Source organism: Natrinema versiforme, from assembly GCF_005576615.1.
GTDB classification, from domain to species: domain Archaea; phylum Halobacteriota; class Halobacteria; order Halobacteriales; family Natrialbaceae; genus Natrinema; species Natrinema versiforme_A.
Window position 1 is genome coordinate 234,533 of the sequence record NZ_CP040331.1, and the last position, 16,562, is coordinate 251,094.

At 57.8% G+C, this 16,562-nt stretch carries 12 protein-coding genes and 1 pseudogene; 3 read left to right on the top strand and 10 right to left on the bottom strand.

Features of this window, described 5'->3' with window-relative positions:
* Positions 1-73 precede the first annotated feature (73 nt).
* The 4 genes from FEJ81_RS23465 to FEJ81_RS19810 all read right to left on the bottom strand — a co-directional run bounded on the left by FEJ81_RS23465 (position 74) and on the right by FEJ81_RS19810 (position 6,292).
* Positions 74-244 (bottom strand): hypothetical protein, encoded by a 171-nt coding sequence (locus FEJ81_RS23465; protein WP_175416486.1) that lies wholly within the window; start codon positions 242-244, stop codon positions 74-76.
* A gap of 144 nt (positions 245-388) precedes the next feature.
* Complete coding sequence (locus tag FEJ81_RS19800; protein ID WP_138246988.1) at positions 389-823, bottom strand: TRAM domain-containing protein; 435 nt, start codon at positions 821-823, stop codon at positions 389-391.
* Between the two features lie 37 nt (positions 824-860).
* On the bottom strand, positions 861-3,710 hold the full coding sequence (locus tag FEJ81_RS19805) for a UvrD-helicase domain-containing protein (RefSeq protein ID WP_138246989.1): 2,850 nt from the start codon (positions 3,708-3,710) through the stop codon (positions 861-863).
* Positions 3,707-6,292 carry a PD-(D/E)XK nuclease family protein gene (locus FEJ81_RS19810; protein ID WP_138246990.1) on the bottom strand — a complete coding sequence of 862 codons (2,586 nt, stop codon included), beginning with the start codon at positions 6,290-6,292 and terminating at the stop codon, positions 3,707-3,709. Before FEJ81_RS19810 ends, FEJ81_RS19805 begins: the two co-directional genes overlap by 4 nt.
* A 164-nt stretch (positions 6,293-6,456) precedes the next feature.
* On the opposite strand from FEJ81_RS19810, the pseudogene FEJ81_RS19815 reads away from it, so the two are divergent.
* Positions 6,457-7,148, top strand: a pseudogene (locus FEJ81_RS19815) (hypothetical protein); the annotation flags it as partial.
* A 334-nt stretch (positions 7,149-7,482) separates the two neighbouring features.
* On the opposite strand, the gene FEJ81_RS19820 reads toward FEJ81_RS19815, so the two are convergent.
* Positions 7,483-8,670, bottom strand: coding sequence for an orc1/cdc6 family replication initiation protein (locus tag FEJ81_RS19820; protein WP_138246991.1), 1,188 nt, complete (start codon positions 8,668-8,670; stop codon positions 7,483-7,485).
* A 309-nt stretch (positions 8,671-8,979) separates the two neighbouring features.
* On the bottom strand, positions 8,980-9,141 hold the full coding sequence (locus FEJ81_RS24450) for a hypothetical protein (protein WP_394349668.1): 162 nt from the start codon (positions 9,139-9,141) through the stop codon (positions 8,980-8,982).
* 278 nt (positions 9,142-9,419) lie between these two features.
* Between FEJ81_RS24450 and FEJ81_RS19830 the strand changes: the two genes are divergently transcribed.
* Positions 9,420-10,397 (top strand): IS1595 family transposase, encoded by a 978-nt coding sequence (locus FEJ81_RS19830; protein WP_138246837.1) that lies wholly within the window; start codon positions 9,420-9,422, stop codon positions 10,395-10,397.
* 49 nt (positions 10,398-10,446) lie between these two features.
* Here FEJ81_RS19830 and FEJ81_RS19835 read toward each other — a convergent pair whose 3' ends face one another.
* The 3 genes from FEJ81_RS19835 to FEJ81_RS19845 are packed head-to-tail and all read right to left on the bottom strand — an operon-like array spanning position 10,447 to position 13,762.
* Entirely contained in the window at positions 10,447-12,612 is a 2,166-nt protein-coding gene (locus FEJ81_RS19835; protein WP_175416501.1) for a type B DNA-directed DNA polymerase, read from the bottom strand.
* A 2-nt stretch (positions 12,613-12,614) separates the two neighbouring features.
* On the bottom strand, positions 12,615-12,920 hold the full coding sequence (locus FEJ81_RS19840; protein WP_138246994.1) for a hypothetical protein: 306 nt from the start codon (positions 12,918-12,920) through the stop codon (positions 12,615-12,617).
* 2 nt (positions 12,921-12,922) lie between these two features.
* Complete coding sequence (locus FEJ81_RS19845) at positions 12,923-13,762, bottom strand: hypothetical protein (protein ID WP_138247171.1); 840 nt, start codon at positions 13,760-13,762, stop codon at positions 12,923-12,925.
* 1,039 nt (positions 13,763-14,801) lie between these two features.
* Between FEJ81_RS19845 and FEJ81_RS19855 the strand changes: the two genes are divergently transcribed.
* Positions 14,802-15,491 (top strand): SOS response-associated peptidase, encoded by a 690-nt coding sequence (locus FEJ81_RS19855; protein ID WP_138246996.1) that lies wholly within the window; start codon positions 14,802-14,804, stop codon positions 15,489-15,491.
* Between the two features lie 15 nt (positions 15,492-15,506).
* Here the strand turns inward: FEJ81_RS19855 and FEJ81_RS19860 are convergent, their stop codons facing one another.
* The gene (locus tag FEJ81_RS19860) at positions 15,507-16,535 is read right to left on the bottom strand and encodes a Cdc6/Cdc18 family protein (RefSeq protein WP_138246997.1); all 1,029 of its coding nucleotides are present in this window, start codon (positions 16,533-16,535) and stop codon (positions 15,507-15,509) included.
* Positions 16,536-16,562: the final 27 nt, after the last annotated feature.

Here is a 16,562-nt window from a genome sequence, read left to right on the forward strand (position 1 = left end):
GGCAGGAGGATAGCCTCCATTCACGTTCAGTGTCCCGCTGTTCAAGCACACGCCTACGGGTGCGCCTCCATGGTCATTCTGCATCCTCTCTGTCGACGTGGACGATCAACGTCGGATGCTCCGCGTCACTGTTCTCAATCACGAGTGAGACATCCTTGAAATCGCCCGGCTGTCTATACGCCTCGAACTCATCGGCAACCTGGTCGGCCAGGCAGTCGAGTACCTCAATTGGTTCCTTTGTCATAGAATGAATTTCGGTCTTGGAAGGTTGTGCCATCACGAACGGTGGAAAAGACGTATCTTTCAGAACCGCCTCAACAGACTAACTCGAACGGAGCCTTCTCACACCGATGGTTTACCGAGAAGAAAGCTGGCTCAGCGAGAACAGTTAGACCGTCCGCGGATCGCTATCGGCGATGCTCGCAAACGCAACATTCTCTTGAACTTGTTCGATTTCGATGGTTGGCTCGTCACCGGGTTGAGCTTCGGGGACGATCACGACGTAACCACGTTCGACTTTTGCGATACCATCGCCCTGATCGCCGACTGTCTCGATGGTCACATCACGTACTTCGCCTTCCTCAACGGGGGGTTCGGAGGGAGAATGGCTCGCAGTCTCATGAGTAGGTGCTCTCTGTGACTCCTGTTGTACTGACGACTCCGTCGAGACTGGAGATTGCAGAATCGCTACGCGATACGTTTCGTCAGCTGACAACGCTTCACGATCTACTTCCCTCGAGGGAACTTCCACTATGTACGTCCCATCCTGCTCTTTAATTGGAGCACTGAACAGAGAGCGAAGGGAGTTGGGAATTTCGACCATTGAGTGTCTAGTGCTCAGTACCCACGAGGCAAGTAATTTAAACACTATGTGTTAGCACAAGCTCTCGAAGAGCCGCCTTATCGAGAGGGGTAATATTGTGCTGAGTGCCATCATCGGTGTAGAAGATAGACGCAGTGACCGACCGATCGGGATATTGGTCGGCGACGACATGGTAGTAGATACTGAGCTGTTTCCGGTATTCATCTTCTGCGTGCGTTGTGAGATCGGTTTTGTAGTCAATGATCTCAACACGGTCAGCTGTCACGTGGAGCAAATCGATGATGCCGCCGATCGTTACCTTCTCGCCGTCGACGGTAAGTGGAAGAAACGCATCGATCTCGGCTCTCGCCTCACCATCGAGTGAGTCGAGTAACGCCTTCACGTGCTCCTTGTCAGGGTTATCGCCGGTTTCGACTGCCTCACCGAGGACATACCGTTCCGCAAACTCGTGGACGTCTGACCCGAACTCCATTCCCCGGCCGCCGGTATTCCCTTCGAAGACGGCGTCATCGATGAAGGTGTGCGGTGAGTAGCTCGCCGGGCCATCAGGCTCGGGAATGTCGACCGAATACGGTGAATACTCGCCGTCTTCCGGATTGAACGCAGATAAATCGGGATCGACTTCTTCGACAGCAACGGGGAGTGCATCGAGGAACGAATTCGGGTCAGCGCCACCGGTCAAAACGAGGTGACTCTCAGCACGCGTAACAGCCACATAGAGGAGACGACGTTCCTCATCGTAGTTCTGAGGGAGACAGCGATTGAGAACGTCTGTCTTCCAGCTGTCGTAGACATGGGGGACATCGTGTGCCTCCTCTGAGTACACCTTCTGCTGTCGGAGACCAATCGGGTCGGTATACGCGATATCGCTGCCGCTGCCACCGGAAGACGGGAACTTGTTGGCGTTCATATTCGCCAGAATGACGATCGGGTATTCGAGCCCCTTCGTTGCGTGGATCGTCTGGACAGTCACCGCATTCGTCCCAGCCCCGGCGTCGACGTCGTGTATGCTCCCATCAGCAATCGCCTCCTCGATGAATCGGATTAGCTCTCCACGGGTGAACGTCGTCGTCCCGTGAACCGACTGGATAGTGTCGAGAACGACGTCTGCGGTCGGCCCGGAACGGCCGTACTGTTCGAACACGCGCCGGGCGACGCCACCGAACGTCTCCATCTCTCGGAGATCTTCTCGGAAGGCGACCATGGCTTCGGGGTACGCCTCACGCTCGATGATCGCCTTCGCCTCGTCGATCGTGTAGCCAGCCTCTTCGAGGACCAGCGCCCACCCGCGTTTGGCGTCGCGTTCGAGGATACGCAACCACGCTAACACCAGCTTCGCGGCGTCGGTCCGGAAGACCTCGATCCCACCCTCGTAGGCCATCGGCAGACGGAACTTACTCGCTGTATCGAGCAGATCCCGGCCGAAATCACGGGTTCGCGTCAACACGGCGATGTCGCCGTACTCCGGAGCGCGATACGTACCGTCATCACCTTCGACGGCGTAGGCGTCGTTGTCGACGATCGCGTCGATCTTCGCGAGAATGGCCTCGTGTTCGTCCTCACTCGTGAGCGCCTCGATGTAGCTATCGTCTCGGTCTGTATCGGCAGTCAGTGGTGTAACCTGCTCGGAGATAGCCTCTGTATCCAGCGATTCGTTCTTTGTCGCACGGGCAGTCAGCGCGTGGGTAGAGAAGTCCAAGATGGACTGCGTCGATCGGTAATTCCGCATCAGTTGCTTGTCATTGATCGGCGTCGTCGGGAACATGACTCGATCTGCGTCCCGATTCAGCTCCGTGGCAAATCGTTCGAGCCGATCGTCGAACTCGCGGATGTTATCGACATCCGCGTACTGGAAACTGTAGATGCTCTGTTTCCAGTCGCCGACCACGCAGATGTTGTTCGTGCCGGCGAGCAGCAGCGTGAGTTTGAACTGGATCTCACTGGAATCTTGGAACTCGTCGACCATCACGTACTCGTACCCTAGCTGTTCTCGGAGGTCGTGATCTTCACACAGAAGCACGAACGCGAACAGCTGGAGGAACCCGAAGTTCAGGTAGTTCCGCCGGAGCGCGAACTCGAGATAGTCGTGATATACGTCGTGGACGAACCGCTTGAGTGCCGTTCTGTCCTCCTCAAAGACGCGTTCAGTGAGATTTGCCGGGACTTGCTTGCCATCGCCGCGGATGTCCCACTTTGTGGGCGCCTCCGGGAGGTACGTCTTGTCTTCACCATACTGATAGAGCTTCTTTCGAAGCTTCGATTGCTTGCTCCCGCCGTTCCGTGGTTCATTCCGGTCAGTGAACAGCGTCTCGAACGCCTCGAAGTTCCCGTCGAGATGTGACTCGCCGTTCCGGTACCAGCCATCCGCAGTGGGGAACACACCCTTTGCGGACAGCTCCTTGATCAGGTCGAGCAGCTCAGATGTCTCCGATAGTGCCGTGAAGAACTCGTCATACTCCGGGTGATTGTCGATGAACTGGCCGATGAACTCACGAAACAGCGCCTGTTCGATGATTTCGTCCTCGATAATCCGTGTCGAGCCAGTGATTGTCTCATCAATCCCAAGGGATGTCGGTGCATCGTGTCCGTATTCGTCGAGCAGGTCGTGTGACAGTGAGTGGAACGTCTGGATCGGCGCGTTCGCGAGTTCCCGCATCCCGTACTCACTGTGACGCACAATTCGTTCTCGCATCTCCTCGGCCGCGTTGTTCGTAAAGGTCACCAACAGCACGTCTTCAGGATCAACGCCATCTTGGGCCACGATATTGGCGTATCGCCGGGTAACTGTGAACGTCTTCCCGGTGCCAGCACCCGCATCGACGAGATAGAGCCCGTCAATCGCCACGATGAGTTCGCGTTGCTCCGGGTTCGGGTCGACGCCGCTCATTGTTCACCCTCCAGGAGGAGATCTCGGTTGTCAACCCATCGGTAGTTTGGCTCGCCGGTGAGCCCCTCGATTGGGAACGCCTCGTCGCCAGTGCGGCGCCGATTGAGTTCCACCAGTCGCTCGTCGACAAAAGATTCGAACGCATCGAGATCACGTTTGAAGAATGCACCCTTCTGCCGGTCAACGATTGCTCGCATCACCTGCTTACTCCCTGTTGTCACGTACTTGTACTTGCCAATCTCCGCTTCGAGCCGATTGATCATCGTCTGTCCGAACTCGGACTCGATGAGTTCGTCGCTGTCGGTCGTCTCGACGAGCGGCGCAGCGTCGAAGAGCGCGTCGTATGTCTGATAGTCAATCTTCGAGAGGATCTTCTGGCACTTCTGTGCCCCCTCCTTACGGAGATACTCGAAGAACTCCTCACGTTGCACGTGCTCGGTGAGCGATTCGGGGTAGTATGTTACAGTCGTCAGTGCGTCGTCGACATTGGTGTCGCCAGCGATCACGTCGTCGACGAGTTCAGTAACGTAGAAGAACGTGAACGAGAGTTTCTCACCCGGCGTCTGTGATCGCCAATAGGTGAGATAAAGCAACGCCTGAAAGTTAGGCTCGTCTGTCGGCTCGTCGATCGCAGCGTGTTTGACAATCGAGGTGGCGCTGCTCTCGCTGCCGCTCTTGTAGTCGAGTAGGTCTCGATCCGACTGAACGAGGTCGATCATTCCGTTGATGCCCAGTTCTTCGTCAGTAAACCGGCGTTCAGTCACGGGGGAGTCGACATCCCGACCAAAGTCAGCGGCGACGGCATTGTCACCTCCACTGGACGGCGTCAGAAACGCGCCCTCAGTCGGCTGGTTCGCGTCAAGATATGAGACGATTGTTTCGAGGCTCGCACGATATTCAGTGCGCCGGGTCCGTTCGTCGACGGAGCGAACCAGCGGACGGACTTCCTCGAGCATGAGGTCGACGACCTCCGATAGTGTCTCTTCGTCAACCGCGTCCGGATGGTTGACGTAGAACTCCGCGAAGTCGTGGAGCAGGTTGCCCTCGGTGAGATACGCCTTCTCCGGATCGTCGACGATCCGGCTGAAGTAATAGTCCCGTGGGGAGTTCACGTAGGTGTTGAGACTCGACTTGCTGATCGTCTCGATCGGGTCGGAAGTCACGCCGACGGGTTCGTTCTCGAATCCGTCACCAGCACGTGCTGCGGTTTGGATCTGATGATTTGTCGAACACAGATCGGAGAAACGGTCGTACTCCGGTTCGAGGAGCTCTTCGAAGTACAGGCACGGCGTAACGGATGACCCGCCGGTCGCGTCTTGGACGAGATAGTGTTGCTGGCTGCCGCTCTGTAACAGCAGCTGGAAGCTCTTGAGGTTCCGTGTAAACTGGGCGTCCTGGTCGACCCACGGACGACGTGGTGCCGAGTGGGTCCAGCGGTCGTCGAGCCCCAGGTAGAAGACAACCTCACGACCCACGTACGACGCCGATTTCGCGTCGGCGAGCAGGACGCCCTCATTCTCTCGGTCGACCGGCACCTCGTAGGTCTGGAGATAGAACGACAAATCATCGAGGCGCGCTTCCGTAACGGATTCGTCGGCAATAGTGAGTGTCTCCAGTTCCTCACGGAAGGCGTCAAGCGTGTCATTGGCGTGGCGTTCAAACACTGAAAGGGCGTCCGAGAACGTGTATTCTTGGACACCATGACAGAACTCGATCAGCCACTTGAGATCTCCATCGTCAAACTCGTGCAGTCGCTTGTCTGTGTCAGCGTCATTGACGTCACAATCGAAGACCGTCAATAGCGACCGGATCTCGCTTATTCGGGTATCAGTCCCCCGGTGGGCGGTCCGGAGGAGGTGGAGGAACAAGCGATGTTCGCTGCGATCTGTGAAACCCGGCCCGCCGAAAAACGGGATATCGGCCGCTTCGAGGGCGGACTCAATAAGCGGTGAGTACTCGCTTTCCTGGTCGAGAACAATCCCGACGTTATCAGCGTTCTCGTCATCCACGGAATCGACGACGGTCTCTACGATCTCCGTCGGCGAATCGTGTATACGGAATGGCGGGAGATCGAGCTCCGTATCAGTGAAAAGGTCGACCGTGTCGTACTCGACGGGCAGATACGCTCGTTCGAGTTGGGTGAGCATCGCCGGCTCAACGACGACCACGTCGAGATCCGGATCGATGGTCTCGTTCGTGAGTTTCATCGAGGCGGTCTCGAGTTCCGCGATTCGCTCCACAGCTCGTTCGGTGGCGTCGTCGACGTAGCTGTCGTACTCGAAGATTGCGTCGTGTGACCCTCGGTGTTCCCAACACTGGAGGATATTCCCAACCGCGTAGGCACAACGCTTCCAGGAGAAGTCCTCGTGATCAAGCATGCCGAGGAAGGCGAGACGATCCTCAGACTCTTGGCGTCGACCAACTGCAAGCCGGCGTGGTGGAATCGCGAACGGACCGAGATGCGAACGATCGAGTTGGCGGTTGAGGGCACTCGCAAGCGGTCCGTCCGGGGTGATCACCCGGTCGTACGATTTGACTTCGTCGTAGAGTTGGAGTGGCGATTTGGCGCGGGGAAATGACACACATGAAGAAGGTCACCGATGTCGGTTAAATCTTTGTTAGATGAGTTCGTGAACAGGTGAAGTATATACAAAATACTCCGTATCAAGATCTCGTTTGCTCGCCTTCTAAACAATTTCACAATCGTTTTCCTATCTAGATGGCACCAACGCGAGAGAAGTCACTTCGGAACGTCTCGCCCGACGTTATCCGGTGTGACTGCCATAGCGACCGCGACGACATCCCCAGACTCGGGTACTCCATCTGTGACGAGGGCGACTACCTTGTCGACATCCTCCAACCCATCATCGACGCTCGCGACGAGATCAAGGCGGCTATCCGTCGCGAACAGCAGCGTGAGGACCCCGACGAGGAACGACTGGCGGAACTCGAGAGGCAGTCAGGTGCGCTGAAGTGGATTCTCGTTGCTTGCTTCGACTATCAAGGGTTCAGCAACGCGAAATTCGAGCGAATCGAGTGCCACGAGGCGATCAACGCGTATGCTCGCGAAATACTGCTTGAAGCGAAGCAACGGCTAGAAGCTGGCGGCTGGCAGGTTGTTCACGGAATCCACCTCGAACATGAGGCTACTTACGACTGGGTTCGTCCCCCAGCGCGAATGTGACGCTGATGCCTTGACGAAGTACTTCGGGAAGGTCGCTGGTGAGGATGAGTTCAAGAAGACATCGTGAGACAGGGTGGCACTAGTCCTGAAGATCCTGAATCGTACGATCCAACATACTACGAGACGCAACTTATCTGTGCAGTTGAGAGAGTACTGCTGCCGTTAGGTTGGGATCGAACAGATATCCAACGGAACTTGCTGAGACTCGAGAACTAGAATTGACGGCCTTCACAGCAGCCTCGTTAATATCGTAGAATTACCCACCCACCCCACTACTTCCGCTGTTAGCGATTGAACAATGGCATCACCCTCCATGTGAGGAGGGTGATTTGTTGTTTAGTGTTGAACAGCCTACGGATACTGTTTTTAGTGCCTATACTTAACTCTATTCTAGAGACCTAGAAAAGTAAAAGGCAGAAAAGCAGTTCCTCAGCGGTTGATTAGAATGCTAACAGCGGAAGTAGTGGGGTGGGGGCTAACCCCCCCACCTAACCCCACCCTTTTGATAACAGCGGAACCAGTGGGGTAAGTCCATATGTAACCTATCTAAATAGTATTGGATAACAACGGAAGTAGTGGGGTGACACTTCAGGGAGCTGTCCCCATCAACTCCTCGAGTCCCGCTCTCACACTCGAAGTCGATTGATTCAACTCGTGTTTTTTGTACTTTCCACCACCCTTCCCACGATTGATCTCGGTTGACTTGATAATCCCTAGTGTCTCGAGTTCAGCAAGATATTCACGAACTGCTCGGTCAGAAACAGGATTGTTCCCTTCCTGCTCACACAACATCTCGTAGGGTCCTCGGATTTCCCGCGTCCGGGCCGGCGTCTCGCCCTGCTCTTGGAGTACCGTCAGTGCCCATAGTACGAGCTGACCATGCAACGAGTAGTTGCTGATTCCTTCGATAATCTGGTCAGTCTGCAATCGTTCACGGGCTTCTTGGACGTAATCTTCTTTAACACGATCAGCCTTCCGTTCTCTAGCGATATCACCGCTCTCGAGCAGGAGGTCAAGCGCCTGCCGTGCGTCCCCAGAATCTTTCGCACCGTATGCTGCACACATTTCGATGACACCGTTTTCGAGGACGTCATCGTGGAAGGCCACGGATTCTCGTTGTCGCAGAACCTTGGTCAATTCCATCGCATTGTAGGCGCTGAATGAAACCTCTTTCTCGCAGAGACTAGAGCGAACCTTCGAACTGAGTTGGTTCCGGAAGCTCAAGTCATTCGAGATTCCAATCACTCCAAGTTTAGCATTCGAAATATCACCGTTTGATCGCGCTCGGGGCAGTTTATAGAGAAGACTATCGTCTTCGATATGGTCGACTTCGTCAAGGACAATGAGAATGGTGCCGCCTAGATCGTCGATTTCGTCAAAGAGGAACTGATAGACAGAGGCTTGTGGATAGCCCGTATTCGAAATCTGGTTTGCAGGATTGCGAAGTTCATTCACAAGAGCGACGGCCGTCTGATAGCTAGAATTGAGTCCGTCACAATTAATTTCGACGGTATGAAGATCAAGATGGTCAACGTTGGCTGCACTCTCTTTGAGTTGATCTAGTAGAAATCGAGTGGCGGCCGTTTTCCCGACACCGCTCTTGCCATAGAGAAAAATATTAGAGGGTGTTTCACTTTCGATCACTGGCTGGAGCGCCGCGTGGTACTGTTCCAGTTCCTGATCACGGCCGACGAGTGTTTCTGGTGTCCACTCCTCGAGGAGAGCTTCACGCTCCTTGAAGATCCGGCCGGTTGGTTCGAAACTGAAATTGCTCATTGAGTGGGGTGTCTCAGTCAACCCCCTTAACCTTTGGTTCCGCTGCTTCCGTTGTCTTCCGTTATTTATATACTACCAACCCCACCACTTCCGTTGTTAGAGTAACATCGTACTCGAACCTCTATTTGGTAATATCTAAGCCTCCTTCTCATAGGACCTCGCACAAGGGTAGTATCAGATTGAGCTCATCCAGGGATATGCAACCATGATTCGAGAAATCGGAAAGTAAGGAGAAATGGATAGAGAAAATTCGAGATCGGCTGGCGGCTTCACAACAAGCCTTTGTTTGACTATTTATCGAATACTCCTCTATCGATATGTTTCGAACGCTGCTCGACAATCATTTCTACTCGTCGGGGCTAACTGGCGCTTTGTATTTGGACTTGATCTTGTCTCCTTCTCTCCACTGCCAGTAATAGTAGCGGTTGTCGTTGATTTCCTTGATCGTGATCGTCGCTTTTGAGGGGACATCGTCTGGTAGGTCCTCTGGTCGTTCCTCCATCTCGTCTTGGTCTCCCTCCTCCTCAAGACAGGCCTTACGTTCCTTGTGTTCGGCTAGCTCTTCGGCGTACGTGGCAACGTCACGGAGGTGCTCCGGAGTGGACTCGTTGAGCGTGTTGACTATCTCCGTTGGGAGGTTCGCTGATGGGGTCGGTGGTTCGTAGGACATCAGCTGCTCTCGTATCGCTCTTGTGTAGAGCTACGGAAAGACCCTGTAGTTACACTGTGCCCAGGCATAATCTAGGAGTATGTCTTCTGCTCAGCCGGCGTTCGGCGCGATGTTTCGAGAGCTGATCGAGTTGGGCGTCGTCGAGATCAACACGGAGCCGCTCGATGCGGGCATCGAGCGGCGACTCAAGGACTTCTGGGAGAACACATCTTGTCCACGGTGCGGGCACACCGCCATTCAAACGTGGCCGCATCTCGACCGCGTGTGGTGCCGAGGCTGCAACTTTAAGCCGGTATACACCTACGGAACGCCGTTCCACGAGAAGCACCTCACCTGCGGCGAGGTACTTCTCGCGTTCACGCTCTACGTCGATACGTTGCTCAGTATCAACCAGATCGCGCCGTTGCTCGGTCGAGCCTACAAAACCGTTCACACGGCGATTCGGGAGGTGGAAGCCGCGATCCATCGCGGCTTCCCCGTTGTCTGGAAGCTGCTTGACCAGACCATCGATGGCCCGACGCAAGTCGACGAGTCTGGTAGAGTCTGTTCGGGCTACAAAGGCCAAGAGCCGCCGCGGAACAGCCGTTCTCGCGGCGGCTCGTCTCAGAGAGGGCGCTCACGCTGGCGAGGACGGCATGGTGATCAACTGACGCTCGTCGCGGCGTGCCGCGACTCGCTTCGGGTGATTCGCGGCCAGCTGGGCATCAACTATGAAGGCGATCTGGAACCAGTAATTCAGGAGACTGAAGACCTCTCCCAGCCGTTGGGAGAGGTCTGGACCGACGGACTCCAGGCGTATCGAGAAATGAAGCGTGACCACCGGACAGTCGTCCACAAAGAGAGATACGTATCGCCTGACGGCGTCCATATTAACCAAGCAGAGTGCCTGTTTTCGCTCGTCCAGCCGTGGCTGCGGAAGTTTCGCGGCCTGTCCAAGCAGGGCTTGGAACAGGCCGCTCACACTTTCGGCATCGTTCGGTCACTCACTCTGGCTGGCGAATCCGTCGATTCAACCATTGATTGTCTCGTTATCGGGGCTTTCCGCAGTTCTACATAAGAGCGCTCAGCATTAACCAACAAACCTCCCGATACTTCGATAGTGTTGGTTAACTTCTTCCAATCTCAGTGAAGGCGGTCAAGTCCGTTTCCCGAATTTCCGCGATCTCGCGTTGAATCTCCGTCCGATCCCAGCCAAGCGGTGACAGCACACTCTCGACAGCTCTGACGAGTTGTGTCTCGTAGTACGACGCATCGTACGACTCTACCTCTTCGTGGGCCAACGCGACCCGCTCTCGCGAGCTCTTCTCGTCGTTGACGACCACGTACTCGATGTCCTGTCCCGGGTGGATAGCGAGGTCCTGGTTCCGAGCCCGCTTCAGCGCCGCCACGTTCTGCGTGTTCTGCGTGTATCCTTCCAGCGGCTTGGAGACACGATTCCGTTCGACGAGCTGCTCGACCGGCACCGTCCCAGCGTGGAGGCGCTTGATTGCGTCCTGGAGACAGTCGAGTACGGTGTCCGGAGATTGAGTCGCATCGAGACGGTCGAGACAGTCCCGCTGGACGTCCTCGATGAACGGCGGGGTTGAGCGCTGCCGGGCTTCGATGCCTCTGACCTTGAAGTCGTCGTCGCCGGCGACCTTGCCGAAGTACTTCGTCAGCGCGCCGGCGTCGCTCTCGCGCTGCGGGACGAACGCCACCCAGTCGTACTGAGCTTCGTGTTCGAGCCGAATCTCGACGCGTTCCGTGATCTCCGTCGCGAGCGTCTCGAAGTCCTCGCGGTCCTCGTCGTCGACGTCGGGGTCCGGGGTCACCCAGATGGAGTCGACGATGCCGTGGACGACCCGCCAGCCGCCAGCTTCCAGTCGCTGTTTCGCCGTCAGCAGAATTTCGCGAGCGAACGCGTTGATCGCCTCGTGGCACTCGATGCGACCGAACTTCGCGTTGCTGAACCCCTGATAGCCGAAGCAGGCGACGAGGATCCACTTCAGCGCTCCCGACCGTCCCTCGAGTTCCGCCAGCCGGTCCTCGTCGGGGTCGTCCCGTTCCTTCTCGCGACGGATGGCCGCCTTGATCTCGTCGCGAGCGTCGATGATCGGCTGTAGCACGTCGACGAGGTAGCCCCGGTCGTCGCAGATCGAGTATCCGAGGCCGGGGACGTCGTCGCGGTCGCTGTGGCAGCTACACCGGATGACGTCCGGCGAGACGTTCCGGGTACAGATGATGTTCGGATACAACGAGGAGAAGTCGAGTTCGTGGACGTTCTCGTGGAGGCCGACCTCGGGTGCGAAGATGAAGCCGCCGCGGTCGGCGTCGTGGAGCGTCCCCATTGGCTTGTAGAACTCGTGGCGCCACGAGTTCCACGGCACGAGGACACCGCGGTCGTGGGCCTCACAGATCTGGATGGCAGTGAGGACGTTCCCGATCGACGCCCACGCGAGCTCCTGGACGGGCTTGTTCGAGCGCGACACGAGGTCGAGGACGCCCTCGAGGTTCGTCTCCCCGTAGAAGAACGTGTTCGATTCGTCGATGATCGCCCGGCCGGGCACGTTGTACCGTGCCGGCGAGTGGCCGACGCGACCATAGCTCGAGTACGTCGACCGGCTCGCGAGCTGCTGGTAGTCGACGTCCGGCCACCGACTCAGCGAGAAGTCGTCGACGCCGGCGTCCGTCGCCATCTCGTACAGGGTCGGGACGATCTCGCTCGTCGAGCAGACCAGGACGTCCGGATCGTGTGCGTCGAGCGCCCCCTGGACGGCGGTCAGGATATCCGTCGGCGAGCCGGTGACGGTGTCGCCGGCGACGGACAGTTCCTCGTAGACATCGTTGCTCGTTTCGGTCACCGGGACGCTGAGCCGAAGCATCGACAGCTCGCTCGCCGGCGTCGGATCGGCGCCGGTCTCCAGACAGTACCGAAACTCTCGCGAAAAGTCCACGTTGAAACAGGCGAGATCCCCGACTGGATAGGCCGACAGCTGGCGCGCTTGCCGGGCGAGTGGAGTGACGCGATCGATGTGGGCAACGTCGACTGCGAGAACGGCCTCCTCGTCTCGTCGAAAGCCGGGGCGTCGCGCAACCATCTCGGTCGCGACGACGTCCGGGTGCTGGTCGTACACTGACTGGAGGGTCGTGAGATCGAGGTCGGTCGCTGGGTCGCGAACGGCGACGTAGAAGCGTGGGGTGTAGTCATCGCGCTCGGTCGCGACGGCGCCGTCGGCAGTTGCCTCCCACTCTATGACGCGCCCGTCGTCCAGAAAATCGATACTGAACGGCATCGTCACGGGTTCGGGTCCGATGGGGCGCTCTCTTGGTCATCGCTCGTTGTGACTGCGGCTTCGAGCTCCTTGAGGCGCTCTTCGTGGTCGTCAAGGCGGGCCTCCTGTTCGAGATCGATGCTGAGTAGCGCCGGCAGCAGCGGGTTCTGGTGGTTCAACAGCCCGCTCGCGTCGGCGTGCTCGCGGGCGTACTCGAACAGCCGGTCGAAGCGCGGCTGGTCGCGACGCCGCAGTGCCCGCCGGAACTCCGCCCAGCGCTCTTCGATGGCCCGGAGCGCATCTCGGTAGGTTGGGTTCGTACGCCCCATCGCTATCGGCCTCCTGTACCACTCGCCGTCCACGCATCGAGCAAGGGATCTGCGGTGGCCGCGACCGTCTCACCGTCAGCGGTGACGCCCGTTCCGACACCCTCCGGAGTCGGCGTCGACGGCGCCGGCGTCGTCGGTTCCACGCCGACCTGCGTGGCGCGTGCCGCGAGCAGCTGCCGCCAGTACGCGAACGTCGTCTGGTAGTACGCGCCGTCATCGACGGGATAGACGAGCGTCTCGAAGTCTTCGCCGAGGATCCTCGGCCCCATCCAGGTCTGCTCGCACTTCAGGTGGTGGTCGGCAACCGTCGCGACTGGCTCGGTGAATTCGTTTCGTTCGTTTCGCGTAACGAGCACCGGGATATCGTACCCATCGGCGTAGGTCGCCAACCGGGCGAGAGTTCGGGCTTGGAGGGTTTTCGCGTGGGTCCCGCCGAGGGCATCGTCGGCGCGGTACTGGGTGTCGACGGCCGGCGCGACGATGAGGGCGGGGGTTTGAGGCGACGTGTCCTCGTCACGACCTGGCGCCCCTCGACCGCCCGCCCCGGCATTGGCGGTGGACATCTGGATCGACTTGTTCACCGCTGTCGGAAGATCACAGACCGCGCCGTAGTGCTGGTAGGCGGTAAATCCGCGTGCCACGTGGATTCGGTTGGGCAACCGTTGACTGGGCGCGATCTGGGCGAGTGTCGTCGTCGTTGCGTGCCCGTTTGCGTCTACCCAGAAGGCGGGTCCGTCGTGTAGGAGGAGGTGGTCGAGCACGAGCGACTGCAGGATTGGGACGCCGCGGCCTCCTTCGACGTCGAGCAGCGTGATGCCGTCGTCAAGCTGCGGCAACAGCATCTCGTCCGTAGCCGGATCGGCCTGGTCAGCAAGGGACCGATTCCGGTCTGCCCCCCGCGTCGGCTGGTTCACCGCAAGACGGTTCGAGGGAGCTGTCGATTGGTCAGGCATACTTGATTGGATGTCCACAATCCCGATAAGCCGCGGCGTGTCACTTCCACGTTTCAGGGAATACAGATGGATCGTATCCAATCACGGTACAGTCCCGTGAATTCTCTATGTAGAGGCTGTTTCCGAGACCATTTCCTGAATCAAAACCTACCTATTGTTAACCAACAGATCTGCGCTTTGCATCAGGGTGTTGGTTAATAGACCACAGCTGTCGACTCAGATTCTCTCGCTCGGAATGTTAATGCTCAACACTGCGTTGTATGCGGTGCTCTATGAGCTATCCACGAACCTACGTCGATCACCGAGATCCGAATCATCACGAAGCAATCCACCCGACTCGAAACATCGGGAACTCTCACGTTGTCGCGGGAGAATTCCTCACCTCGCGGTTTCACGATGCTCTCCAAACTGTTCTCCACCCACTGGGAGAGTCATTGGTCATCCAAGACCGACACGCACTCAACGATCTCGGGATCATTCACGCCAATGGATCGCTCAACGATATGTCCCCGATCGTCCGTACATACGTCAAGCTCGACGACTATTGGACTCGAACTCATCGAACCTCTCTCAACGAGTTATTCGCCGGTCGACGTGCTCACGTCCTAAGCTGTTGTACGCGGTGCCTTCCTGAATTCTCTCGACACACATTCGAAGTCGAATCCGGACGGTCTGGTGCTGCGCTAGATACTACCCTTGCCCCGCTTCTCGAAAGTGGATTTCTCTCTCACAACGACGATGAGAAAACGACCTATACTGTCGATGAACTTCATGCGCTGTATCGGCCGACGGAACGACTCTTCGACGCACTTCTTGACCAAGCAGCTGTCCTCTGTGAGCTGCTGCCCCCGACCGAGCTCTAATCGAACGAGTCCGGGCTTTCGGACATCCAGACACGTTGAATAATCTCCCGGTCGAATCAGGATGTATGTGTGGCCGGAACTCGCTCTTCATCGACCAGGCCGACCTTGAGGCCCGCTTCGACGCCGAGGTCGTCACGGACGGCGGGTACACACCCCGATACAACATTGCGCCTGGCGACGACCTCCACATCGTCACGAACGAGGCTTCCGATGAGATCGACGCCTACCACTGGGGACTGATTCCGTTCTGGGCGGACGAACCCGAAGAGGGCATCATCAACGCTCGCTCCGAGACTGCCGACGAGAAACGCGTCTTCGAGCGGGCGTGGGAATCACGTCCCTGTCTTGTCCTCTCGTCGGGGTTCTACGAGTGGAGGTCACCGAACGGCGGGTCGAAACAGCCCTACCGGATTTACCGCGAAGACGACCCTGCCTTCGCGATGGCCGGCCTCTGGGACGTCTGGGAGGGCGACGACGAGACGATCTCGTGCGTCACGATTCTGACGACGAAGCCGAACGACCTGATGAACTCAATCCACGACCGGATGCCGGTCGTCCTCCCGCAGGACGCGGAGTCCGACTGGCTCGCTGCAGACCCGGACACCCGCAAGGAACTGTGCAAGCCGTATCCGAAGGACGATCTAGACGCTTACGAGATCTCGACGCGAGTAAACAACCCCGGCAACGACGACCCCCAGGTCATCGAGCCGCTGGACCACGAGCAATCGGGTCTCAGTGAGTATAGTTCGGGATAGCTGACGGCGTAACGGTCACTGCATCGGCGACGCCGCTGCCGAATCGACGAGTGAGTACTCTCGATCCCGACTCGTCCCCTCTGCCTCGAGGAGATTGTACTGTTCCATCTTCGAGAGGTACGTGCGGATAGTCCGTTTCGTCCGTGGGTCATCGACGTCCTCGGTATAGAGCTCGTGAATCTCGCTCGGCCCGACCGGGCCGTGTTCGCGAACGATGTCGTAGACAACCCGTTGATGGGGGGTGAGCGAGTCGAGGCTCTTCTGCTTGATTTGGGCCCGAGCATCCTCGGCGGCGTCCAGGAGAATGTCGTCGGTGATGCGCTCGTGGTTCTCGCGATCGGCCTTTCCGGCGGCCGTTCGAAGGATGCCGATTGCGAGGCGGGCGTCGCCGGCGGCCGCGTCGGCGATTCGATAAAGCTGGTCGTCTGCGATGACGTCTTCGTCGAGGCCCCACTTCGCCCGCGCACTCAGGATGTCGTACAGTTGCTCGTCGTGATACTTGTCCATCCGGACGTGTTCGCTGGAGCGGAGTCGACTCACGAGGCGGTCGTCGACGCGGCTGAACAGCTCCTCTTCCTTGTTCGCGATGCAGATGATCGCGAACTGCGGGAGGCTGTGGAGGTCGTAGATGACGCTTGGGTCCTCGAGCTGGTCGACCTCGTCGAGGATGACGACGGTTCGCGGACCGTCGTGTTGTTGGAGCCGGTCGACGAGTTCGTCGTGGGGCGTCGACTGCCGGTGGATGTCGATAGTCGCGCCGAGGTCGTCGAGGATCTGGTAGAGCGTCCGGAATCGGGTGTAGTTGCGCCAGCAGTTGACGTAGGTGGTCTCGACGTCGAGGACCTCTTCCCGGAGTCGTTCGGTGACGAACTTCGAGATGCACGTCTTGCCGGCGCCGCTGGGTCCGGTGACGATGGCCGTGTCGGCGGGTTCACCGTTCGTAATGGGCTCGAGAACGCTGGAGAGGTGGTTGACCTCGGCGTCGCGATGCTCAACTTCCCGAGGAACAAACCCGGCGCGGAGAACGCGAGCATCGCGAATCATCTTTGCTTGATAGACTGGTTTTCTGGC

Excerpts from the sequence above, each read along its gene's own strand:
- FEJ81_RS19805 (WP_138246989.1), bottom strand. The coding sequence starts at position 3,710 with ATGAGCGGCGTCGACCCGAACCCGGAGCAACGCGAACTCATCGTGGCG.
- FEJ81_RS19845 (WP_138247171.1), bottom strand. The coding sequence starts at position 13,762 with ATGCTGTTGCCGCAGCTTGACGACGGCATCACGCTGCTCGACGTCGAA.
- FEJ81_RS19830 (WP_138246837.1), top strand. The coding sequence starts at position 9,420 with ATGTCTTCTGCTCAGCCGGCGTTCGGCGCGATGTTTCGAGAGCTGATC.
- FEJ81_RS24450 (WP_394349668.1), bottom strand. The coding sequence starts at position 9,141 with ATGTCCCCTCAAAAGCGACGATCACGATCAAGGAAATCAACGACAACC.
- FEJ81_RS19820 (WP_138246991.1), bottom strand. The coding sequence starts at position 8,670 with ATGAGCAATTTCAGTTTCGAACCAACCGGCCGGATCTTCAAGGAGCGT.
- FEJ81_RS19835 (WP_175416501.1), bottom strand. The coding sequence starts at position 12,612 with ATGCCGTTCAGTATCGATTTTCTGGACGACGGGCGCGTCATAGAGTGG.
- FEJ81_RS19860 (WP_138246997.1), bottom strand. The coding sequence starts at position 16,535 with ATGATTCGCGATGCTCGCGTTCTCCGCGCCGGGTTTGTTCCTCGGGAA.
- FEJ81_RS19840 (WP_138246994.1), bottom strand. The coding sequence starts at position 12,920 with ATGGGGCGTACGAACCCAACCTACCGAGATGCGCTCCGGGCCATCGAA.
- FEJ81_RS19855 (WP_138246996.1), top strand. The coding sequence starts at position 14,802 with ATGTGTGGCCGGAACTCGCTCTTCATCGACCAGGCCGACCTTGAGGCC.
- FEJ81_RS23465 (WP_175416486.1), bottom strand. The coding sequence starts at position 244 with ATGACAAAGGAACCAATTGAGGTACTCGACTGCCTGGCCGACCAGGTT.
- FEJ81_RS19800 (WP_138246988.1), bottom strand. The coding sequence starts at position 823 with ATGGTCGAAATTCCCAACTCCCTTCGCTCTCTGTTCAGTGCTCCAATT.